Origin of the sequence: Borreliella lanei, from assembly GCF_014205895.1 — a bacterium.
GTDB classification, from domain to species: Bacteria; Spirochaetota; Spirochaetia; order Borreliales; family Borreliaceae; genus Borreliella; species Borreliella lanei.
In genome coordinates this window covers 1-22,108 of record NZ_JACHFC010000004.1, presented here as the reverse complement: position 1 = coordinate 22,108, position 22,108 = coordinate 1, and the positions used below count along the sequence as shown (strand labels likewise).

Here is a 22,108-nt window from a genome sequence, read left to right as displayed (position 1 = left end):
AATAAAAATTAAATAAAAAATTAATTTAAAAAAGGAGATTATTAATGAGTGATTCAATTGATTTTCAAAAAGAGATAGAAAAACTAAAAGCATCAAAAGTAGAACTTGAGAGTCAGCTTGAAAGTTTAAAGAAAAATCAATCTCAAAAAATTGTTTTAGACAAGCTTCAAAGCGTTAATGCTAGCAGTTACCCCGTGTTTGAGAGCAGTCATAAATTTCAAGATGAGGGGTTTTATTTTGCTCAAAAAGGCGGACTTAAAAGCTCTCCTGCTGATAAGTTTGAAAATTACCAAGCTCAAGATTTTTGCTACAAATGTGGGGTTAAGCTTATTGTTAATGGCTCACATTTGCAAATAGCAAGAGGCGGTGGCAAGGATCTTTATGGGGTTTGTGTGGACTTTGACGATTTTTCAAGAACCGGTACGGTTGTTCCAATCACTTGTAGTTTTGAATGTGTTTTGATTACTAAAGACAAAACTATCAAAGCATCAGACGAATTAATAATAAATAGCGAAGGGGTTTTAGAAAAATCTAGCAAGAATGCAGCAGTTATTCACGCTTTAGCATTAGGACCGGCTGAAGAATTCAAAGACAGAAGAGATGTTTATGGAGTTAGAGTTCTTTTTTTGGTCAAGCAAGTAAAAGATGCAATTTAAAATAGGAGAATTTAAAATGGATGAGAGTATATTAAATAACGACGAGTATGTAAACACAGTAAGGGATGTTTTGGTTAAAGAATGTCCAGTCCCAGAATATTATCATTTTTTAGATTCACAGCAAATACAAAGTAGCAATATTTCTCTTGGAAGTGATAGAATTATCAAGTGGTATTCTAATTTAACAGACATTCCTACCTTAAAGGTTAATGATTTTAACACAGTCTCAACAATAAAGTTCCAAAGACAAGTAGTAAAAATTAATTATTTGCCTTTTCAGTATGCATTTACTTACTATGCACCAGATGGAAAAGTTAGTGTAGAGGCAAACACAAATATTAACATGAGAGAAGGACTCTTGGGAGCAATAATTGAGATACAAAAGTTAATGAGTGCGCATTATTTAAGGGGTGGACTTACACTTTCAAAAGATAATAAAAGAACTCTTCTTGTTGATGAGTCTAACAATGAAACCATGTACGGACTTTTGAATCTCCCAAATCAAATAGACAAAACAGTTAAACATACAAACATATCAGATCAAATAAAATCAATAAATGATGATCTTTCAAAGATTAATTTAGAAGATGAGAGAAGGGTGCCTTTTAAAATACTTACAACTAGTAAAATCAAAGGTCGTTTGCTTGAAAGGCTTCCAAACAACAATTATTCATACAAAGACATGCTTTTTGATTTTATAAGTGCAATTAATAATGATGCAAATATTGAGCTTGAGACTACAAATTTATTAGACGATGAAATTTTAATATATCCAAGAAGTAGCAAACTACTACTTTTAAAAGACGGTCACCAACCGATATTAAATTCATACACAGAAGTTTCAAGTAGCAATTTTAGAACAAGTTTTCTTGACTTTTCTATTGGAACAATTTTGGCAACAAAAAATTCAATACTTAGAATAAAATTGAGCTAAAAAATGAATGACAGCAAAGTAGATACTAATCAGGCTTTAAGTGAAAATTTAAAAACTCTAGAAAGCGAGAATCTAGGATCACTACAAACAGTGTATGAGCAAATACTTAGTCTTTTAATGCTTGATGTTAAAGATCTAAGCATTAAAGAATTTTCTTTATATTTAAATTTACTTGAGAATATTTTAATTCTTAAGAGAATAAGAATTAAAAGTTTAAATGATTCTACAATGTTTGTTTTGATTTATTATTTTATTGGCTGCGAGCTAAAAAAAAGAAACAGATTAAAAGGTTTTAATAATCCGGTTAAGTCCGAAAAATTCAAGGAGATATCATTAGAATATTTCCCCACAACTTTTGGTAACAGTAGTAGTTGTGGGGGGGATTTTTGTAAATGTTTGGATAGTTTAATAGAAGATTTAAGAGCAAAAGGCTTTCTAATAGGAGTAATTAAATGAAATCTTTAGAGATGATTAATTCAAGTTTAAGTGATATTATAGATACATATTCACAAGAGCTTGTTTTCTGTAAATATAAAGCAATCAAAGATCCAATTAATGCATCTTATGAAACTAGATTTAAAAGTTCTGATGCTGTTGTTTTTAAAGGAATGTTTTTATTAATAAGTCCAGAAGAAGTAGTTGATATTGAAGGTGTAAATATTTTTGACAGAAATAGTTACGCCAAAGTGTATACTCTTGATAATTTGGAATTTGAGTATGGAGATTTGATTAAGGTTCTTGATGATTTTTATTCGATCTTGGGGGTTCAAAAGAGCTACAAAGAAGGTCTAAATTATAATACCCTGGTTTTAAGGAGCTCTTGTTGAGTGTAAAGATTAAACTTAAAGACATTTCTTTTAATACAGAAAATAGCATTAATATCAAATCGGAAGAACTTGAAAGAGAGATTAATTTCAAACTAGCAAAGGTTGCTTACAAAGAGTTTTATTCTAATATTTTTTCAAACAAAGGAATAAAAACAGCTTTTAGGAAATCTATTCAAAAAGGACTTTTTGAAATAAAAGATCAGTTTAGAGTTTTTTGTAACAATTATTCACTTAGCAGAGGCCTTAGGTCAAAAAGAGCTTTTAAAGCTAAAGAGGCTAAAGAAGCTAAAAAATCCAAAGAATTTAAAAGCTTTCTTAAAAGCATTGAAAACCCCAGGCTTTTAAAAGCAAAAGAAAAGGACAGTCATGATTGTAGGACTAAATGAATCTGTACAGTTTTTAATAAAAATACTTTCAAATTTTAAAAAATATTTGGATCTCAAAGAAATAGAATTAGAAATCTTAAATACCTATAACCACCCGTATTTGGAAAAGTTTGCTACAAATACTAGTAATTTGCTTGTATTAAAAAGTGAGTCTTTCGAAGGGCTTACTCCCAGGAATCTAAGGGGTAGAAATTCTTGTAAAGAGTCTAATGAGTTTAGATTAAGGTTTTCGCTTTATTTTTTAAGTTTTATTTTATTTAAAGCCTACAGAGATTCTTATGAGATCATTTGCAAAGTGTATGAACACTTTTTAGAATTTTTACATGAGAATAGATTTAGGTTTGAATTTACAAAAGAGCTTGATGGTGGTTCTTATTTGCTTTTAACTTATTATTTGTGCTCGGTTAGCAATTTAAATAATGATGGGCTACTTGGCGTTTCGAATATGCATGCTAATATGTGTTTTAGTTTTAATCAGATTTTTGTTGCAAATATACAGGTTTTAAAACAAGAGAGATAAATTAAAAAAATATAAAAAAATTAAAAATAAATAAATTTAAAAAAGGAGTATAAATGCCAAAAGATACAATAAGCATTAGTTTGGTGCAAAACAGACTAGCTTTCAACAAAATTAATTATTACAATCCGCTTTTAATCTATAAAAGCAATGTCTTAGCAAGTAAACACTTGGCATTAAGTGTTACAAATTTTGAGGATCTGCTTAAAAAACTTGAGATGCAAAAGGCCCAAGAGTCTGATTCTTCCAAGAAAAAAATAGCAGAAGATCAGTTAAGTGCTTTGCAAAAGTCGATGGGTGATTTTTTTGGGCAAGACGGGCTTAAGTCAGTTGATTTTTATGTTTACAACCAGATTAAAGAGATTAAAGATTTCTTAAAATCCAATTTACATCCGTTTGTAGTTTTTGTAAATCAAGCAGAAGATGCTATTAGTACTGATTTTGAAGAGATTAGAAAAGCTTACAATTTTATTGTAATTTCCACTAAAGATGGCAACTTGCCAAATTTTTTAAAAGGTAAAGACAAAAGTGAGCTTAAAAATGTAATTGCTGTTTACGGCGGCAGTCAAAATTTGCACCTTAAGTTTGCAGCACTGTATTTGCATCAAGCAAGCATTTTTCATGCTGTTAATCCCTATGGTATGATTTTAAATTCTGCTCCTATTTATGATGATTCTCTTATTGATTCTCTTAGAAAATCCAATATTAATTTTTATTCTCTTTTAAATGAAACCGGCAATGACGGCATTTTAGCCTTCAAAGAAGGAGTTAGTCTCTCAGGCGATCCGATTGATGAAGCTTTCACTCTTTTTTATATTAAAAATGAAGCAATCAAAGAGCTTATTAGGATTTGGAATAAAAACAATAGAGCTAACAGCAAGCTTGGTGCCTTAAATTTGGACAGCAATTTGCCAAACGAATATACAGCAGGGCTTGAATGTTTTTTTCATGAACTTAAACAAAGAGGCCTTATTGTTTCTTATAAAGAGATTAGACTTAAAATTAATTCTTCTGAGGGCTTAAGCTTAAGTTTAGAAGTTGCACTTAAGTACAATGACAGTTTCAATAGTGTTAATTTAATAATAACAACACAAGAGATAAACGAATATCTAAGGAGAGCATCATAATGAGAGAATATTATTCACTAGATTTAGTATTTTTTAGCTTTAATGACAATTTAATAGACACAGGTACTCTTGAGTACAGCACAGAGCCTAATGTAATGGCCAAGGCAAGCACAGAAGACAGAAATTTTCCAATTCCAAGCTTTAGAGATCCAAGAACCGTTGTTCATATTTTTGATTTAGAAGTAAGCAAAGGATCTCTTGATTACAAGCTCTTAACAAGGCTAAGCAATGAGCAATTTTACGAGAATGTACCAAAATCTAAAAAGTTAAAAAGACTGGTGTTTAACGATCAGATGGGACTTAAAATTATTTCAAATAGTGCATTTTTTGCAGAAATACCAACTAGAAAGTATTCAGCTGATAATGATACGGTTAAGTTTACAATTCATGCAATCAATTGTGATGTTGAGAAAGCAAGTTAGAAGCAATTTGATAGGACAATAAAAATGTTTTAAAAATGTTTTAATTAAAGGATAAGAATTTAAAATGAGATACAAGTTAAAAATATTAACCAGAGCCAAAACACATACATACATTTTAAAAGATATTCCCATGTACGATTGGGACAGTGTTTTAGGATTTGATGTTGAAAGAGATGAACTTATTGGCAAACTTAATGATCTGCGAACATTAAAAGAGATAACCAAATTAATGATCTCAAGAGGCTTTTTAGATGAATTTTACGAAATCTTAAACAAAGAGAGAAGATATTCTGAGCTTTACAAGTATGCTCTTCCCACAATTCTTTTTTCAGTTCAGTATTCACTTTTTGAAACAATAGAAGGCTTTAAAAAGCCCGGTTTGGTTTACATTGAAAGCTTTCAAGATAAAAACGGCGATTACATTAAGTATGACTACATTGACGAGCGCTGGAGTTATGATTTTTTAATTACGAGCAATTCTTCAGGCTTAAATCAAGAAGATTCTTTAGAAACCGGTTTTGAGTCTTTATTGCAAGAAGGTGGCAATGAATAAGCAAGAGATTGCAACTAGTTATTTTAAATACATAAACTATTTGACAAGAGAAGCTAATAAGTATTATTTTCCTGTTGTAATGGGCATTTGCACATACAAAGATGTTAAAAAAATGAGCTACAAAGAGCTTGTAGAGGTTAACCGAGTGGCTAATTTAAAACTTAACAAGGAAATATATGAGAGGTTTTTGTCCTTTAGTAGCATGTTTTAAAGGTTTTTATGTACGAAGAAAACAATAATCCTAAATTCACAATTACATTAGAAGGCGTTCTTGACAGAAATGCCACAAAGAGTAATTTAAAAAAAGAGTTTTTAAGTCTAAAAAGGGAAAATTTTTTCAATCAGATTGGTTTTGGTGGTTTGAGTGGGAAAAGTAGTAAAGATTTTTTATCTGCAAGTTTTGAAAGGCTTAAAGGACTTAAAACCCCCAAAAGTGACAATCTTCAAAAATCAGCAAGCTTTAAGTCTTTGAATGTTTTGGGTAAAAATAATTCTTTTAAGGATTTTTTAAGCTATGATTCTCAGAAAAACAATCCAAAGAGTTTTTTAAAAGATTTGGATTTAAATTTTGACTTGAAAGATAAAATCGGTTTGCCTGTTGGGCGCTTAAATGAGAAAAATAGCAATCTTAGTTCTTATTTAAAGCCAGAAGCAGATAAATTAGATCTTGTCTCTAGCCAGTATTCATATTTTAAAACTGAAAATATTAAAAATGCTTTTAAGCAAAATTTTATTAATAATTCTAATAAAGATCAAACTAATGCATCAGAAGACTTTAGATTAAATTCCAATTTTGCCAAGATTTTCCCTTTTAAAGATGATTTACAAGAGCCATTGGGCTTTAAAAACGAAAACAGTCAGATTGTTTGGGAAAATTTGATGACTTTTAGAAATCTTTTTAAAGATTCAAGCCCTGTTGATTTTTTTAATATAAAAAATGGTTTTAATGATTTAAATTCTTCTAAAGACGAATTTAAAAATTTAAAAGACAAAAAGACTGAGCTAAGTCTTGAAAATTTTGTTTTCAAAGATAGTCAAAAAGAGAGTGCAAATAAAATACTAAAAAGAAAAAGATCTTTTGAGACAGAGCTTGAGAGAAATGATTTTTTAAGAAAACTTTATATTCTTCAAAGTTCACAAAATTCAAATTCAAGTTCAAGTTCAAATGATTTTTCTTTTATGGTTGAGCTTGCACAGAAATTAAAAAACGACGGGCATGCAAAAAATGATTCAAAAGCTATTAGCCTTGTAAGAGATTTTCTAAAGGGTGAGAATAATTTAGAAAAAGTTTTAAGTTTTAAAATGCCAACAATTTCTTTAAAAGATTCAAAAGGTGAACCTGAGGTTTTAAACAGCAAAATAATAAGCAGTGCCTTTGAGCCTGAATTAGGCCCACTCTTAGAAAAAACTTTAGAACTTTTAGAGTGGGCTAAAAATTACGATTTTACTAGCAGTGTACTGGACCCATTAAGAAATACTTTTTCAAATCTTGGCAGCATTTTAGCACAAGCATTTGAAAGTTTACCTTTGGTTGAGTACATGACAAATGTGTTAAATAGTGGTGGTGAATTTAATTCAAGAGGAATTGATGATGATTCTAGAATGCCTTAAGTATGAAAGAGGTTTTAAGTGATTAAAGAGCAAGCTAGCAGGTTAATAAAAGAGATTGTAAATCAAATCTCAAGTTTAGCAAGCATTTCTAATTTTGTTTTACTTTTTCCAAGGCTTGATTTTAAAGGCCTTGGGTACATTCCCCAACTGTTTTTTATTTTTGTAAAGCACGATCTAATAGAAGAAAATCTCTCAAGTGTAAGCTCAGATCGTGCAGTAATTGATTTTACAAATACAAAAAGCGAATATGTGAACTTTAACATTACTCCAAGGCCTGAGATTGTAACAATTAATAAAGGAATTTTGTCATCTATTTATGACCAAACTTTGCTAAGAGTTTTAAAAGAAACTCCTTTTATGAACAGTGCTTTAGAATTTAATAGCAATTTTATAAAAATGCAGTTTAGGCAAAGGTTTAACCTAGGAGTTTATTACAGTATGTACAGCCCTTCAGTAGGATTTCACGAGGTAGTAAGCATTAGTTCGTTAAAGCTTAAAGACACAGTTTATCTAGAAGAGGTGGAAATTAGCTTGCAAGTAAAAATTTGCAAAACGTTTAATATTTTGACTTATAAAGGTTAAAATATTAATTAAAAACATCTAAATATTGGGAGAATATTAATGATAAAATTTAAATTTATTTTGATATTTTTTTTATTTATTGTTTTAACGACATATGCAAGTGTGGCAAGACCATTTGATTTTAAAAAATGGAATTTCAAAAAAGACATAGATTTGGCGTATGTATTAATGCACGACATTGACAATGGGATTTTAACCAAATCTCAAGATAAAGCCGGCAGCATTAAAAGGCAAGAGGTACTTGCTAAACTTAATGCATTGAGTGTTTATTCTAATAGTTTGCAGAAAATAATAAAAGCAAGGCTTGTTAGGAGTAGATTTCAAAAAGAAGTGGAATTGCCACTACTTAAGATTATTAGAAAATATAAATATTTAACAAGAAATTATAAAAATAAAGTCTTGATTGAAAATCCGGAATATACGAAACTTATTGCAGAGAGAATTATTAAAAAAGTTCTTTTTCTAGAAAACTATTTTCAATCTAGGCTTAAGAATGTAAAATCTCGTGAAAATATTAAAAAAAGAATAGCTGAAAATCAGAGCAACTTGAAGTCTTTAAAGGGTAAAACTAAAAGGTTTGTTGGTTCAAAGGTTTCAAGCTTTAAACCTTCCAAAGGACCACAAAGCGTAAAAAAATGTAACAAAAGTCGAATCTTAAACAAGTATGATCTTAACCACGCAGAAGATGAGTTTTTAGCTGATCCAGATCAAGACTCAGATGAACTAGAAAGCGAAGACCCAAACGATCGAGAAAGCGAAGACCCAAACGATCGAGAAAATGAGGGCTCAGATGAGCTAGAAAACGAAGATCTAGATGATTCAGGAAGCAAAGATGATGCGTTTAATGAAGATCAAAGTGAAGATGAGTTTTTTGATTCTCTTGAAGATCAGTTTAGCTAAATTTTTAAATTTGAATATTTTGTTAATTTACTTTTAAGTTTTTAATCTTTTAAGTTTTTAAGCCACAATAATTTTTGTTTGGAGAATATTAATGAAACAATTAATTTTAATTTCTTTTTTATTTTTAAGTTTTAATCTTTATTCTTATGATCTTCAAGATGATGAAGAGATTGCAGTCAAGTTCTTATACGAAGAAGTAAAAATTAGTGGCAATTTAACCGAAGATCATGCTGTTGCTTCTGTTGAAAGGTTAATACAGAATGTAATTAATAAAATAGGATCTGAGAATATTTTAAACATTGAGCATAATATAACTTTTAATGGTTTGTCTATAATGGTGATCTATAAAGTGAAAAAGCATAGTTAGTAAAGTATTTGCCTAAGATAAGTTGGTAGCATTTGTGAGAAAAGTTTTTACAATTTTTATTTTATTTTTTTGTTTATTTTTTAATTTGCATTCTTATTCTGTTGGGAATGATGCAGCTATTAAGATTAAAATTTTTAATTTTAAACTAAATCAGCAGAGATCTTTTGAAGAATTAGAGAGAAATTTAATACTTTTTATTCAAAAGGTAGGCTTGAAAAATGTGTTAGACATTAATCATAAGATTTTGTTTACCGGGGTAGAGGTTGCAGTGATTGTGATTTATAAATCAAATCAGAAGCAGGAATCAGGAGTAGAAAATTAAACTTTGCTTTAGGCTGATTTGTTAAGAATTGAATTCTTAATTCAATTAATAGCTTATTAATTTAAAAAGGAGTTTTATTTAAAAAAGATGTTAATATTTCAGTACGATTTTAAAATTGAATTTTACAATGCAGGTGATTCTAAGAATAGCATTGGCGGCGGGCTTGCAGGTCTGAGGCCCAGAGTTGTTATTGCCACTCAAAATGGCGCTCCAGATTTGAATATTTTTATTCAAAATACATATTCTGAGAATAATTTAATAATTAGTAAAAAGGTCAAACTTCAAATTTTTAATGTACCTTTAGATTTTTCTTATTTTAAGACTGCAGATATTGTAAAAATTTATTATAAGAAGTTTGCACATCAGCAAGATTATCAGTTTATTATGGCTGGGTATTTGGGAGCGCCTTTTGAGAGAATTGGTGGGTCTGAGAATTTTAGCTTTGAGTGCGAATTGTATCTTTTGTCCAGAGCTACCTTTTTGGAGAGAAAATTTGAGTATCAAAATTTCAAAGGCAGCACCATTGCTGATGCAATAGAATATGTGTTTAAGGACAAAGCAATCTTTTGTATGAATGAACTTGAAAAAACAAAAGTGATCAAAGAGAGCTTTGCTTGCAACTCGCCAAAAGGATTAATAGAATACTTAAGGCGACAAGGATACGTTGACTGTGTTATTGTTGAGATTGGAAATCTCGGGCAAGATGTTGATTCGAAATTTATTTTTATGAATTTTGAGCAAGTTGTTTCTGGTGATTGTAAAAGGCTTGAAGATTATGGACTTTTGTTTGTGCCCCAAAAGGATGCTTTAGGTTTTAAGTCCGGTTTAAGTTTGTATCAAGCGCAAGTGATGTTTACTCACAACATTAAAATTGCAGACAGTCTAAGCTTTAAAGACAGGCATGGAAATACCATTAACTGCAGGGTTAAAAACACCAGTGCCAGATTAAGTAGTACTAGAGAGTGTGTTTTAAATCTAGAGCTTTACTCAGATAATAAAAAAGGAATGTATTATGCAAAATAATGATTTTCGCGTAGGGCCAGGCGGCCTAAAAGCCCCTTCTACTGGTGTGTTAAAGCAGTTTCTTTTTGAAAATGTTTTTATTTGCAGAATAGGTGTTATTAAAAGCTTTGACTGTGAAACTCAAACGGGTGTTGTTACTATTAAAGAGTACGAAGGGCTAGAGATTAGCACTTGCAGTATATCTAACTTTAATCTTGATTTAGCAGAAGAAGATGAGGTGGTTTTGCTTCAAAGTAATTTTAATATTTTTCAAGAAAGTGATAATAATCATTTTGACAAAAATTATTATTATATTCTAAGTGCTCTTAATCCTAAAAAAATTGGCATTAAGCTTGATCAGTTTAAATTGAGCTTGCAAGAGTTTGATGCACAAAGCGAAAATATGAAATTTAAAGCCAAAAAATTGATTATTGATGTAGATAATATTGAAATTAAAGGCAATTTAAAGATTAATGGAACTAAGTTTGAAAATCATATGCACAGTTCTGGTACTCTAACTTATGTTAATAGTAGTGGTGCGCCAACAACCACAACCGGAAAAACAGGCCCGATTGCTTGAAGTAGTTTTTTTCTTTTCTTTATTTGTAGGCTTTTTGTTGTCAAAGTGCTATTGATGATTGTTTTCTACCAATAAGATTAAGTTTATTACTTGGTTTGTAAACTCTTTTGTTGCTTCAATTATTTTGCTGATGTTGTTAGTTGTTAATTTGGATTCAGCTTTTAGTTGTTCTTTTGTGTTTTTGTATTCATTTTTTACTTTAGTAAATTTTTCAGCTAAAACTTTATATTCTTGAGCTACTAATTTATTGTAAAGTTTTGGGTTTGGATGAAATTTTAAGCCCAAGTCCCAGTCTATTTGGTTGGAGTTTTCTTTTTCCTGCCATTTCTTAGCAGCATCTATGACCTCTTTTATTGTGCTTGCTCCTAGGGGATCTTTAGTGTCTTCAAAAATAAGCTCACTTTTGTTTAGCTCTTCGAGTAGTCTGTTTTTTGTTATTTCTATGTTCTCGGTGTTAACATTATTAATGTTGCCCTCAATTGAGTCTTTTGTATTGTTTAGAGAGTTTTTCTGATCCTTTGGTAAATTTTCAAGCTCTCTAAATTCTTTAGATGTTTCTAAATTTTTTATTGCATTTAGTGCTTTATCTAGAGAATCTCTAACTTGCTTTGCGTATTCTTTTGTTATGAAGTTTTCATTGCTTTTCAAGTGGGTGCTGTATGTTTGGAATTGATTTTTTAGATTTTGTGTGAAGGTTATTGTACTTTTGTTAAAAGTTTCATTTTCTAAGGTGTTATTTTCTTCTTTTGGGTCAAAAATTTTGTCTTTGTCATTATTAATTTCTTCTTCTTCAATTGGGATAAGTATTGCTTCTTTGGTGGTTGTTGAAATTTTAAATTCTATTGTAGTTGGATTTAAAGATTTTTGCGTATTTTCGTCTAATTCTTGATCTGTGATTTCATCAGAAGCTCCGATTAACAATAATTTTTCTTGTATTTTTGCAATTTCTTCTTCTGATTTTACCATATTTGCTTCTTCTAGTTCTTCTGGTGGCATTAAGCTTTCGCTATCAAATTCAGATTTTAAGGACATCTCTTGTTTTCCAGGTTCGATTTTTTCAATTTCTAAAATGGGAGGAGTACTTTGATTTATGTTTGATTCAGGTTCTTTTTTTAAGTTGGGGTCTGATTCAAGCCGCAAGCTGTTCTTAATGACTTCTGAAATATTTTTTAATTTATATTCGTTTAAGGCTTTGTTTTTATCATTTGTATCCATATTTGCATTACAGCTAATAGCTAGCAGCAATGTTGCAAATATTAAGATTTTTAAAGCTTTTCTAAGCTTGCCTTTCAAAGCCTTACGCTCCTTTAAAACAAGAATATTGAAAAACATTATACCACAGTTTTTGGATTTTGATTTTATTTTAAAATATAAAAATCCCCTTTTAAGGGGATTTAAGGGGGGGGTATCATAGATTTTGTATTATTTTTTTAAATTTTTGTTCTTACTGTTTTGCAGAAATTAAAATTTAATAATTTATAATTGTTACCTTTGGTTCACTTGTAATTTTGTGTTGAAGTGGTGGTGCTGTTTTTAAGTTTTCTAAATTTTTCGAAAATTCTCAGCACCATTCTTCTTTATTTTATCTTTATACAAAGGATTTGCTTTGTAGTAAGTGTATAGCATACTTGGAATTTTTCAGATTTAACAATAAAGGAGAACATCGGGTGAAAATCGATGTTCCTTTGAATATATTAATATATTTAAATGTAGGCTTAAAATTTTAACTATTAGCTAATAAAATGTTTCCAAAATATTAGAATGTTTTGATTACCCTACTCATTCTCTTCATTTTGATCTTCATCTTCTTCTTCAGGATCGTTGTCAGTATTTTCTTCTATTGCGGCTTTTGATTGTGAGTTTTTCTTTTTTTCATCTTCATCTTTTTTTTCTTGTTCCAATTCTTTGTGCATATTATTAAGAATAGAGTCTATTAAAATCCCACGACCAATTGCACTGCAAGACATAATAAATATCGAAAATGAAATAAATATTATTCTTTTAACCATTTAATCATTCCTTTAACCTAAGCAATTTAAATGTAATTATATACCATAAAATTATATTAATCAATTAAATGTATTTTATTTTCAAAGCTTGATTTAATTTTAGACATATTCTTTTTGAATTACTAATTTTAGATTATTTACGTCTGTTAGCACGTCTAAAATTCGAGTGAAATTTTTATTCATTTTAAAGATTTGATTGTGAGGTAGCAGGTCTAATTCTATTGTTTTTTCGCTAATAGATAATTTGTTGTAATCTATTGAATGGTAATCTTTTTTGGTTTTTATTTGAAATCGATAGATAGGATTTAAGTATTTTTCACTTACATCTTGTTTAATCATGTTTTTAAGGTCCAGTAAAACATAATTTTTAGGGTTTTGATTGTCGTTTGGGGGATTGAGCATAATATTAATGATATTGTTATCATTTTGATTTTTAAGGTTTAAAACAAATAATAAATCTTGGTCTTGGAATAAATTTTCAATATTTTCAATCTCTTTGAAATTTTTTAAAGTTGATTTTTTTTGGGTTTTTAAGTCTAACAATTTTTTATTTATTAAGATGCTCAAAGATTCTACTTTTCCTTTTGCAAGCAAGATCTTATCTTCTGCTTGTTGAAATTCTTTTTCTCTGCTAATGCTAAAATCAAGAGTGAATGTTTGAATCGGGTAAGCTTGCTTGTAGTACTCCTCAATGCTTGTTGGAATTTGATTTGATTGTCTTATTTCTACCGTTTGAATGGATACTGTAGGGGTTATTTTTGCTGCAGGCTTTTTATTTTTTTCAATATTTTGTTTTTCAGGAGTTTGCTCTGGATATTTTTGTTCTTTATTTATATATAAATCACAAGACAAGATTAAAATTTCTAGCAATATTAAAATTACTCTTTTACTCATTTATTTTTCCTTATCCTTTTTATTTTTTCATTATATAATTAATATTAATTATTAATAAGTTGTTTTAAAGCTTGTTTGATTAAAAGTTTCAAAAAATAGTAGAAATTAATTTTTTACAAAAAGAAGTTCTCTAATGCAATAAAAGAACTTCTTTGGAGGTAGTTAAAAAGTAGTGTTATTTCTTGACCAACAGTCTACTGGCTTTGATGAAGTATGTAGCCATTCTTAAATTATAGCTCACATTTTAAAATATGAATTTTACTTATTTTTGAAATTTATACAAAGAGGACCCGCATTGAGAGCCTCTTTGAAACGTGTGTGGGAAGTGTTTAATATTTAATTTTAATAAATAAAATTATTTAATGAATTCTTTTAGCTTTGAAGGATTGGTTAATATTTTTAGTGTATCGTAAATGTTTTGACTTATTTTAATATAATATTTTTTATTAGAATAAGGGGAATAGATAAGTTTAACTTTATTTAGGGTTTTTTGAAATTTGGCAAAGCTTATATATTTCCAGCTATAATTGGTTGATACGTAAAATGAGCTTCCAAATTGCAGATCGCCATCTTTTTCTTTTCCTAGAATTGCCTTGTTGATGCTTAATAAGCTGTGATAATGAAACAAGGGCATTAAATTTATTTCTTTTTTTTGTTTATCTTCGAAATTTAAACAACATCTTATGTAATTATTTTCATAAAAATTATAAAAATCTTTGTGATTTTTTAATTGAAGTAGGTTTTTTAAACCTTTTTTATCCATGTTGTTTTTTTGGGCTAATATGCTAATTGATTTTAGTTTGCCTTTTGTTAGTGTTATTTTATCGTATTGGTCTAAATATTGCGCTTCTGATTTTATTTCAATTGTTGCATTTGAATCTACGTTGTAAGTTCTAATATAAAATTGTGTATAAAGAATAGGGTTTAAAGGCTTTAAATGTTCACTTTTGTAAATTAGATTGTTTTTAACTGCACTCATATTTATCTCTTGTAATATTAAATTTATTTAAATTCTTTTTTAAAAGAATCAAAGTTGTGTGCATATAAATATTTAATTATTCCTCAGTCCAAATTTATTTATACATAATATCATTTTATACAGATTTTATCAATAGTTTGTGAATTATTTAATACGTTTTTTATTTGAAATAAAAAATCAATTTATATTGATTATTTTAAGATTATATTTTAATATAATCTTAGTTCTAAAGAAGGAGAATAAACAATGACAAAATTAATGTACGCTATATTTTTAAGCGCAATATTATTTGTTGCTTGCGAAACTACAAGAATTTCAGATGAGATGGAAAATACTAGCGGTGAAGATTCAAAAGTTACAACTCCAATGACAGACAAATCTATGCCAAATAAAAATATGAAGCCAATGAAAAAGTAATAAGATTTGCTTTTAGATTAATTTAATACAACATTAAAAATTATTTTAAAAAACTTTTTTAATAGATTTATTAAAAAAGTTTTTAATTTTTAATTTTTAATTTTTAATAATAGTAAACATTTTTAAAATAAAATATAAAAAAGGGGAGAGAGGTTTAAACCCCTTTCCCCTTTTGAATGTAAAACTAGTACTACTGAATTGGAGCAAGAATGCTTGTAGTTGTGTTTATTAAATTCAAAATTGTATCGTGAATGTCTGCAAATTGAGCTCTTGAATTTTTTAATCTTAAAGCGTCATTTAATTTTGAAACGTCAGTTTGCAGGCCAGGATTAGCGTTGTACTCATTAATAAAGTCATCTATGTCTTTTAGCCATTTTTCTTTAAGTGTTGTGAGTTTTTCAAAGTCGTAGTAGAGTGTTTTCAAATTAGATTTGTTTAGAAGTTGTAGCTTGTCTTTTACATTTAGTATTTTTGCGCTGATTTCTTCCATTGCTAATTGAATGCTAAAGCCTCTGTTTATAAGGGTTTCTTTAACTAAGTTTCTGTAGTTTGAGTCTTGGCTGAGTTTTGATAAAATTTTCCCAAGATCTACAATTTTTCCTTCGTTGAAGTTTAAAGATGTGTAAAGCATTCTTCTTTCACTTGTATATTCGTTTTCGTCAAAATGTACAGTTGAGTTTGCATTGAAAAATATTTTGCTAAATATTTCTGCTTTCATTCCAAATTGGTCATCAGGTTCGCCCTTGTAAGAGTCAGTCTCGCCTATTTGAATAATATTTTCAGATCTATCTAATATTTTTTGTATTAGCTCTGCAGCCTCAGGATCTAATATTTGTTTTGGAGCATTATTAGCACCAGCATTAGAATTGGCATTAGCATTAGGATTGGGATTGGCATTAGCATTGGGATTGGCATTAGCATTGGGATTGGCATTAGCATTATTTTGTTGCTGAAAAGCTGCTGAATTTGGTTTGTTTTTCTTGCCAGCTGCGGGTTTTGTTGGATTTTTTAAATTATTAATAGCAGCAAGCAAATTGTCTATTTTTGATTTACCGTGTTTAGACACCTTTTTCTTGCTTGATGAATCATTTTCGTTTTTTGTTATTTTTGTCTTTCCTTTTTTATGCTTTTCATTTTCATTACTATCTTTGACCTCCAGAGAGCAAGAAAGCAAAATTAGCACAGTTAATATATGCAATAAAAATATTGCAATTAATTTATTATTTTTCAAAATGTTATCCTTCAATAAAAATTTTAAGTAATTATTATTAATTAATAATTTTAATTACTCCATTAATAACTTTAATTCAAAATTGTTATTGTACAAGAAGAATTTGAAAAAAAAGAGAGCACGAGCTCTCTTTGGGTAAAAGGTTTTATTTTTTTGATAATTTTTAATTATTATTCAATTTAAATAATGTATCTAAGTGAAGTAATGTTTGCTCGGATTTCAAGCAAAGAGAAATCATCTTGTCTTTATATAGTTGCTCGATGTGGTCGTTTAGCTTTTCTGTATTGTATTGTAGCTCCAAGGTAGCATTTGAGCTTTTAATCAATGTTTCTATTGTGCTAAGCCATTCTTTTTTTATTAAGGTTAAATCAACAATTAAATTATAAATTTCTTCTAAAGTATTTTTGTTAAAATCGTTTTCTTTTAGATTGTCCATGTTAATTGCCAAATCTTCAAGCGCAACTTCAAATCCTTGTTGAATTCGTATGCCCCCGGATATTTTTTTTATTGTATCGTGGGCTTTTGGGTCTTTGTAAAGCTTGTTTACAATCTCTGCTAAATTGAAAATATCAGTGGTGTTGTAGCTTAGCGATGAATAAAATTGTCTTCTCATTTTTTGAGATTCTGCAAGGCTTGAGTTCATTTTTTCTTGAAGCCTTGTGCCATTTTTGGAGTCTGTTTTATAAACATTAAGTAGTTCAAACATGCTATTTTTTAGTCCAAATTGGCTAGGTATTTCTGTTTGAAGTTTTTCTTTTTTTATTATTGTCATTTCTCTTGCTAAGATTTCAAAGAGCTTGTCAATTAGATCTGCTTCGTTTTTATTTGAAACTTTTAATTCTTTTGTTGATATTTGATGTTCTTGCGTTTTTGTGTCTTTTTGGGGATTTAATTCATCGTATTTTGTTTCTGTAAAGCTTGCTACTTTGTTTTTGTTGTCTTTGTTGTTTAGATCGCAAGAGAAAAATGTCATTATTCCCAACAATGTTATAAATATTGATAATTTTGTTTTATTCAAAATTTAATCCTTTAATAAAAATTTTAAGTAATTTTAATTATTTAAAATTAATACTTAATGATTTAAATTTAGTGCAAATTTGGAATAGAACAATAAAAAAAAGAAGAGATCCGGTCTCTTCTTTTGATTAAATAGTTGCAAAATAGTTTATTTTCGTTTTTTAAATAAACTATTTGAGTTCTGTTATTCTAATGTATGTGTCAAGAACAGACTGGCGAGTATTTTGCATTTTATCTAAGTGCTTGTTTTGAATGTACTCTGCTAAAAATTTAGAATCTCTTAAGCTTGAATTAGAGTTTGCATTGGCAATAAGTGCATCAGCTTGTCTTGACCATTTTTCTCTTTCATCTAATATTTGATTTAGTGTTGATTTAAGCTCTTTTAGCTTAATGGTGAAATCAAAGCTGTTAATTTTAGCGTTTAAGTAATCCTGGTTAAAGATTTCAATTTTTTTATTTATTTCTTCTAGTGCAAGCTCTAAAGAAATTTGTATTCCAAGTCCTGATATTATTAATTCTCTTATTAATTCGTGATTTTGATTCTCATTGTAAAGAGTTTCCATTATTGATCCAAATTGTTCGATTTTGTTTTGATCAAAATTCATAATTGCATAGAATTTATTTCTTTCATTTTCTGCTTCTGGTGTGTTGGAGTTAAGCTGTGGTGCGTAACTTCTGTCATAAACTTGCGCATTTGAAATAACATCTAGTAGGTCAAATGCAGAATCTTTCATTTTAAATTGATCGTAAGTTTCTCTAAATCCAAAGTTGTTTTGTGTTTTATTTTTTTCTTCAGAAATTGTTCTAATAAGTTCATTTTTTAATGTTTGTAATTTGCTGATCTTGCCAGAAGATGTTGTTGTTTGTACAGCAAGGCTTGAATTTGTTGGCTGGCTTGTTGGTTGACTAAAGCTGTAATTTAAGTTAAATGTTGGCAGCCCGTTATTTTTGCTGTTAAAGGTTCTTGTTGCCTGGGGCACGGTTGTAACCGCTTGAATAGGCATTATTTGTTTTGGCAATGCAATTTTTGTTGCTGCTGCTGTTGGTTTATTTGGCAGATTTGATAGATCTGCGCTAAAACTTAAGGCTTGCAATTTTGGATTTTGTGCTACTGTTGCTGCTTGTGGTTGATTTTGCGGCTTTGCTGCTGCTGTTTTTGCTGCTTGTGATTGTTTTTTCAACTCCGCTGCTACTTTATCAGCGATCGGCATATTTTTTACAGCATTTGAGTTTGTACTAACATTTGTTGTTTCTTGATCGTCTGTTGTGCTATTGAGTATTCCTTTTACTTTGTTTTTATAATCTTCGTTTAGATTGGCATCAATTGTACAAGAAAATAAAAACAATCCCAGGAGCTTTAAGTGTATTAATGATTTAATTTTCAAAATACTATTCCTCGATTTCTTTTTAATGAATTTTAATAATCAAAATTAATTAAAATTTAAAATTAATTATTAATTAATAAAAACTTAGTTCAAATTAAGGAATAATCAATAAATATAAACAAAAAAGAGAAGAATTAACTTATCTTTTTAAAATATCAAGTGCAACATATTATTTTTTTCTTAAAATCATTAAGATATAGGTTGTAAAGTATCAGGGTCTTGGTAATATTTATTAAAGTGTTCTGCTAGTATTTTCTCATTGTTTTTAGTGTTTTGATTGTAAACGCTAAGAGTTTCGTTTAAGGTTTTTTTAAGTCTTTGCTTTACCTTTAAGTTGGATTTTATTCGCATTAGCAAAGATTTAGATTCTTCTTGGTTTAAGCTGTCTACTCCCTTTTGAATTAATGCTAAATCCTGCTCTATTTGGAATTGAATGCTCCATGATATGTGATAAAGCAATCTTCCAATTATATTATGGTGTTCGGGATTTTTTTTAAGTGTTTCAAGAATTTTTTTTAATGTCTCTATATTTTCTTTTTTGTAATCTAAAGATGAGTAAAGTATTCTTTTTACTTTAGTTTGGATATTTTCATCAATAATATCGTAAGGCCCGACTTTAAAAGTGCTTAGGGAATCAAATTGTTCCTTGGCAATTTTAGCTATTTGTATATTTTCTTCTTTTTTTTGATCTTCCAGGTCCTTGCCAATTGCTTTTAATTCTGAGATTGTAGTTTCTGAAAATTTTTGATCAGAAGGCCTAAAGTCAGCAGATTCATTTTCAGAATTTTGGGTGTTTTTTTCCGGATTGGTGTTTTTTTTCAGCTTAGTGTTTTCATTTACTTTGGGATCGATTTTGCTAAAAGGTGCACATGAAATGCAAATTAAAGTTAATATCATTGCAACAATATTAAGCTTGATTATATTTAGTTTGACTTTTGTCAAAATACTCTCCTTATAAATTAAAACTAATATTTATTAATTCTAATATAAAATAATATTGTAACTATATTGCAACAATTGTTAAATAACAACATTCTTATTTAATATTTGAAGATCAAATTTATTTTTAGTTTGGATTTATTTAGATTTAATTAGGTTTAATTAGATTTAGATTGTAAGTCTAAAAAAAAAGAGAAGAATTAACTTCTCTTTTTAAAATATCAAGTGCAACATATTATTTTTCTTAAGATTATTAAGATATGGGTTTTAAAGTATTAGGGTCTTGGTAATATTGATTAAAGTGTTCTGCTAATACTTTAATTTCTTGAATGTTGTTAGTATTTTTGCGGTAATCCTCAAGTGTTTTGTTTAAGTTCTTTTTAAACACTTCTTTTAGCTGTAAGGCAGATTTTGCGCGTGCTGGCAACCCTTTTAAATCTTCTTTGTTTAGAGTGTCCAGTTTTTCATTTATTGATTTTAAGTGATTTTCTAATTGTTTTTGAATGCCCAGTGCTGTGCGAAAAAGGAATTTTGCAGCAATTTTAGGGTCGTTTTTTGGATTAAATATAAGTGTTTCAAGAATTTTTTTTAATGTCTCTATATTTTCTTTTTTATAATCCAAGGATGAATAAAGCATTCTTTTTAAAAGCATTTTTTCATCTTCTTCGTTAACTAGTGCAGGATAAGCACCAATATAAGGATCTAAGAGACTAGATTCTTCCTTAGTCATTTTATTTATTTGTGTATTTTCTTCTTTTCTTTGATCTGCTAGCTTCTTACCAATTTCTTTTAATTCTGAGTCTTTAGTTCCCATAAATTTTTGATCAGAAGGGCTAAGGTCTCCAGATTCATCTTTAAAATTTTGGGTGTTTTCCCCTAAATCGGTGTTGTTTTTAAGCTTAGTGTTTTTTTTAAGCTTAGAGCTTTCAGCTACTTTGGGATCTATTTTGCTAAAAGGTGCGCATGAGATGCAAATTAAAGCTAATATCATTTTAATAATATTAAGCTTGATTATATTTAGTTTAGCTTTTGTCAAAATACTCTCCTTATAAATTAAAACTAGTATTAATTAATTATAATACAAAATAATATTATAACCATATTGTAATAATTGTCAAATAATAATATTTTTATTTTGTATTTATTTGGATTTGGATTGCAAGCCTAAAAAAAAGAGAAGAATTAACTTCTCTTTTTCAAAATATAAAGTTTAATATATTATTTTTTCTTTAGATTATATTACCTGTAATTCATTAAATTTGTTTTGTTTAGATTTGGTGTCGTAAGTAGCATAATCAAATATTTGATAATTTTGATATATGTGAGCTGTTACATAATATTTTTTTATAATATTTTCATTTTCTTCAAGTATTTTTATATCAAGACCCTCTTTACTTTTTTTTAAAGAGTAATCTTTTTCGATTTCTTTAATTTCTGGGTAAACTTCGTTAACAGTTTTTGCCAAAGTTTTTTTAAACTTTTCTTTTAGCATTAAGTCAAATTCTACGTTTATTAGTAGTTCTTTTAATTCTTTTTCGCTTAGAGTGTTTAAATTATCTTCTTGTATTGATTTTAAATGTTTATCTAGTTGTGCTTGAATGTTTAGTGCTTTGTGATAAAGGAATATTCTAATTATATCTTCGTACTCAGGACCACCTTTAAGTGTTTCAAGAATTTCTTTTAATTTATTTATTTCTTCTTTTTCGTAATTTAAAGATGATTGAATTATTCTTTCTATTTGTAGTTTTTCAGTTTTTTGAATTTCTGCGCTTACTACAGTAAATGTATTTTCTGTAGCTTTTTCAAGCTCTTCTGTGTCGGTTTTATCTTTTCCATAATACATGGGGTAAACTTTAAGAGTATCTGTCAAGTTATCCTTATTAGGGTTTTTAGCCATTCCGTTATCTTCTTCATTTTTTTGAGTTTTTAGTTTATTGCCAAATTCTTTTAATTTTGCGATTGCAGTTTCTTTTGGAGATTTTTGATTTGAAGACTTTGGGTTTCCAGATTCATTTTTAAAATTTTCGGAGCTTTCTTTTAAATCGGTGTAGCTGTTTATTTTTAAATCAAATGGATTAACAGCACATGAAATGCAAATTAAAATCAGTATTGCTGCAATGATGCTAAGCTTGATTGTGTTTCGTTTAGTTTTTGTCAAAATAATATCCTTATAAATTAAAACTAGTATTAATTAATTCTAATACAAAATAAATAACACAATTTTATTGCAATACGCTGAAATATCAATTTTATTATTTAATAATTAGAGATTAAATTTATTGTTGTTTTTAGTTTGGATTTATTTGGATTTGGATTGCAAGCCTAAAAAAAAGAGAAGAATTAACTTCTCTTTTTCAAAACTTCAAGTGCAATATATTATTTTTTTAGATTGGTTTGTTTTTAATTTGGTTGTAATTTTTTTGTTTAAATTGAGCACCTTTGACAGAATAA

28 protein-coding genes are annotated in these 22,108 nt (G+C 28.5%); 18 read left to right on the top strand and 10 right to left on the bottom strand.

Annotated elements, in window-relative coordinates:
* Positions 1–44 precede the first annotated feature (44 nt).
* The 17 genes from HNQ06_RS04410 to HNQ06_RS04330 all read left to right on the top strand — a co-directional run bounded on the left by HNQ06_RS04410 (position 45) and on the right by HNQ06_RS04330 (position 10,786).
* Positions 45–656, top strand: coding sequence for a DUF228 domain-containing protein (locus tag HNQ06_RS04410; RefSeq protein ID WP_184107735.1), 612 nt, complete (start codon positions 45–47; stop codon positions 654–656).
* Positions 657–672: 16 nt separating this feature from the next.
* Entirely contained in the window at positions 673–1,590 is a 918-nt protein-coding gene (locus HNQ06_RS04405) for a hypothetical protein (protein WP_184107767.1), read from the top strand.
* A 3-nt stretch (positions 1,591–1,593) separates the two neighbouring features.
* Positions 1,594–2,046: a DUF3890 domain-containing protein gene (locus tag HNQ06_RS04400; protein WP_184107734.1), complete on the top strand. Its 453-nt coding sequence runs from the start codon at positions 1,594–1,596 to the stop codon at positions 2,044–2,046.
* Positions 2,043–2,417 (top strand): DUF1506 family protein, encoded by a 375-nt coding sequence (locus HNQ06_RS04395; RefSeq protein WP_184107733.1) that lies wholly within the window; start codon positions 2,043–2,045, stop codon positions 2,415–2,417. Before HNQ06_RS04400 ends, HNQ06_RS04395 begins: the two co-directional genes overlap by 4 nt.
* Positions 2,414–2,803, top strand: a complete 390-nt coding sequence (locus HNQ06_RS04390) for a hypothetical protein (RefSeq protein ID WP_184107732.1) — start codon at positions 2,414–2,416, stop codon at positions 2,801–2,803. The genes HNQ06_RS04395 and HNQ06_RS04390 overlap by 4 nt, the downstream gene beginning before the upstream one ends.
* Positions 2,784–3,323, top strand: coding sequence for a DUF764 family protein (locus tag HNQ06_RS04385; RefSeq protein ID WP_184107731.1), 540 nt, complete (start codon positions 2,784–2,786; stop codon positions 3,321–3,323). The genes HNQ06_RS04390 and HNQ06_RS04385 overlap by 20 nt, the downstream gene beginning before the upstream one ends.
* Before the next feature lie 53 nt (positions 3,324–3,376).
* Complete coding sequence (locus HNQ06_RS04380) at positions 3,377–4,447, top strand: DUF787 family protein (protein WP_184107730.1); 1,071 nt, start codon at positions 3,377–3,379, stop codon at positions 4,445–4,447.
* Entirely contained in the window at positions 4,447–4,869 is a 423-nt protein-coding gene (locus HNQ06_RS04375; protein ID WP_184107729.1) for a DUF1463 family protein, read from the top strand. Before HNQ06_RS04380 ends, HNQ06_RS04375 begins: the two co-directional genes overlap by 1 nt.
* A gap of 64 nt (positions 4,870–4,933) precedes the next feature.
* Positions 4,934–5,422, top strand: a complete 489-nt coding sequence (locus HNQ06_RS04370) for a DUF1473 family protein (protein ID WP_184107728.1) — start codon at positions 4,934–4,936, stop codon at positions 5,420–5,422.
* Positions 5,415–5,633 carry a DUF1322 family protein gene (locus HNQ06_RS04365; RefSeq protein WP_184107727.1) on the top strand — a complete coding sequence of 73 codons (219 nt, stop codon included), beginning with the start codon at positions 5,415–5,417 and terminating at the stop codon, positions 5,631–5,633. The genes HNQ06_RS04370 and HNQ06_RS04365 overlap by 8 nt, the downstream gene beginning before the upstream one ends.
* Positions 5,634–5,641: 8 nt before the next feature.
* Positions 5,642–7,033 carry a hypothetical protein gene (locus tag HNQ06_RS04360; protein WP_184107726.1) on the top strand — a complete coding sequence of 464 codons (1,392 nt, stop codon included), beginning with the start codon at positions 5,642–5,644 and terminating at the stop codon, positions 7,031–7,033.
* A gap of 18 nt (positions 7,034–7,051) precedes the next feature.
* Positions 7,052–7,615: a DUF792 family protein gene (locus HNQ06_RS04355; protein ID WP_184107725.1), complete on the top strand. Its 564-nt coding sequence runs from the start codon at positions 7,052–7,054 to the stop codon at positions 7,613–7,615.
* A 39-nt stretch (positions 7,616–7,654) separates the two neighbouring features.
* Positions 7,655–8,515, top strand: a complete 861-nt coding sequence (locus tag HNQ06_RS04350) for a hypothetical protein (protein ID WP_184107724.1) — start codon at positions 7,655–7,657, stop codon at positions 8,513–8,515.
* Positions 8,516–8,606: 91 nt separating this feature from the next.
* Entirely contained in the window at positions 8,607–8,882 is a 276-nt protein-coding gene (locus HNQ06_RS04345) for a hypothetical protein (protein ID WP_184107723.1), read from the top strand.
* A gap of 34 nt (positions 8,883–8,916) precedes the next feature.
* Positions 8,917–9,204 carry a hypothetical protein gene (locus HNQ06_RS04340; RefSeq protein WP_184107722.1) on the top strand — a complete coding sequence of 96 codons (288 nt, stop codon included), beginning with the start codon at positions 8,917–8,919 and terminating at the stop codon, positions 9,202–9,204.
* Positions 9,205–9,291: 87 nt separating this feature from the next.
* On the top strand, positions 9,292–10,227 hold the full coding sequence (locus HNQ06_RS04335; RefSeq protein ID WP_184107721.1) for a DUF693 family protein: 936 nt from the start codon (positions 9,292–9,294) through the stop codon (positions 10,225–10,227).
* The gene (locus HNQ06_RS04330) at positions 10,217–10,786 is read left to right on the top strand and encodes a DUF777 family protein (protein WP_184107720.1); all 570 of its coding nucleotides are present in this window, start codon (positions 10,217–10,219) and stop codon (positions 10,784–10,786) included. The genes HNQ06_RS04335 and HNQ06_RS04330 overlap by 11 nt, the downstream gene beginning before the upstream one ends.
* 48 nt (positions 10,787–10,834) lie before the next feature.
* Here the strand turns inward: HNQ06_RS04330 and HNQ06_RS04325 are convergent, their stop codons facing one another.
* From HNQ06_RS04325 to HNQ06_RS04310, 4 genes are all read right to left on the bottom strand, one after another.
* Positions 10,835–12,079: a hypothetical protein gene (locus HNQ06_RS04325; protein ID WP_184107766.1), complete on the bottom strand. Its 1,245-nt coding sequence runs from the start codon at positions 12,077–12,079 to the stop codon at positions 10,835–10,837.
* Positions 12,080–12,561: 482 nt separating this feature from the next.
* Positions 12,562–12,795 (bottom strand): hypothetical protein, encoded by a 234-nt coding sequence (locus tag HNQ06_RS04320; RefSeq protein WP_184107719.1) that lies wholly within the window; start codon positions 12,793–12,795, stop codon positions 12,562–12,564.
* Between the two features lie 99 nt (positions 12,796–12,894).
* Entirely contained in the window at positions 12,895–13,689 is a 795-nt protein-coding gene (locus HNQ06_RS04315; RefSeq protein ID WP_184107718.1) for a hypothetical protein, read from the bottom strand.
* 355 nt (positions 13,690–14,044) lie between these two features.
* Positions 14,045–14,668 carry a hypothetical protein gene (locus HNQ06_RS04310; protein ID WP_184107717.1) on the bottom strand — a complete coding sequence of 208 codons (624 nt, stop codon included), beginning with the start codon at positions 14,666–14,668 and terminating at the stop codon, positions 14,045–14,047.
* Between the two features lie 246 nt (positions 14,669–14,914).
* Here HNQ06_RS04310 and HNQ06_RS04305 point away from each other — a divergent pair, with 246 nt between their 5' ends.
* On the top strand, positions 14,915–15,085 hold the full coding sequence (locus HNQ06_RS04305) for an Lp6.6 family lipoprotein (RefSeq protein ID WP_184107716.1): 171 nt from the start codon (positions 14,915–14,917) through the stop codon (positions 15,083–15,085).
* 190 nt (positions 15,086–15,275) lie between these two features.
* Here the strand turns inward: HNQ06_RS04305 and HNQ06_RS04300 are convergent, their stop codons facing one another.
* The 6 genes from HNQ06_RS04300 to HNQ06_RS04275 form a co-directional block, all read right to left on the bottom strand.
* The gene (locus HNQ06_RS04300) at positions 15,276–16,316 is read right to left on the bottom strand and encodes a complement regulator-acquiring protein (protein ID WP_184107715.1); all 1,041 of its coding nucleotides are present in this window, start codon (positions 16,314–16,316) and stop codon (positions 15,276–15,278) included.
* A 163-nt stretch (positions 16,317–16,479) separates the two neighbouring features.
* The gene (locus HNQ06_RS04295; protein WP_184107714.1) at positions 16,480–17,334 is read right to left on the bottom strand and encodes a complement regulator-acquiring protein; all 855 of its coding nucleotides are present in this window, start codon (positions 17,332–17,334) and stop codon (positions 16,480–16,482) included.
* A 169-nt stretch (positions 17,335–17,503) separates the two neighbouring features.
* Positions 17,504–18,718, bottom strand: coding sequence for a complement regulator-acquiring protein (locus HNQ06_RS04290; protein WP_184107713.1), 1,215 nt, complete (start codon positions 18,716–18,718; stop codon positions 17,504–17,506).
* Positions 18,719–18,907: 189 nt separating this feature from the next.
* The gene (locus tag HNQ06_RS04285) at positions 18,908–19,660 is read right to left on the bottom strand and encodes a complement regulator-acquiring protein (protein ID WP_184107712.1); all 753 of its coding nucleotides are present in this window, start codon (positions 19,658–19,660) and stop codon (positions 18,908–18,910) included.
* 250 nt (positions 19,661–19,910) lie between these two features.
* Entirely contained in the window at positions 19,911–20,693 is a 783-nt protein-coding gene (locus HNQ06_RS04280) for a complement regulator-acquiring protein (protein WP_184107711.1), read from the bottom strand.
* Between the two features lie 198 nt (positions 20,694–20,891).
* On the bottom strand, positions 20,892–21,815 hold the full coding sequence (locus HNQ06_RS04275; protein ID WP_184107710.1) for a complement regulator-acquiring protein: 924 nt from the start codon (positions 21,813–21,815) through the stop codon (positions 20,892–20,894).
* Positions 21,816–22,108: the final 293 nt, after the last annotated feature.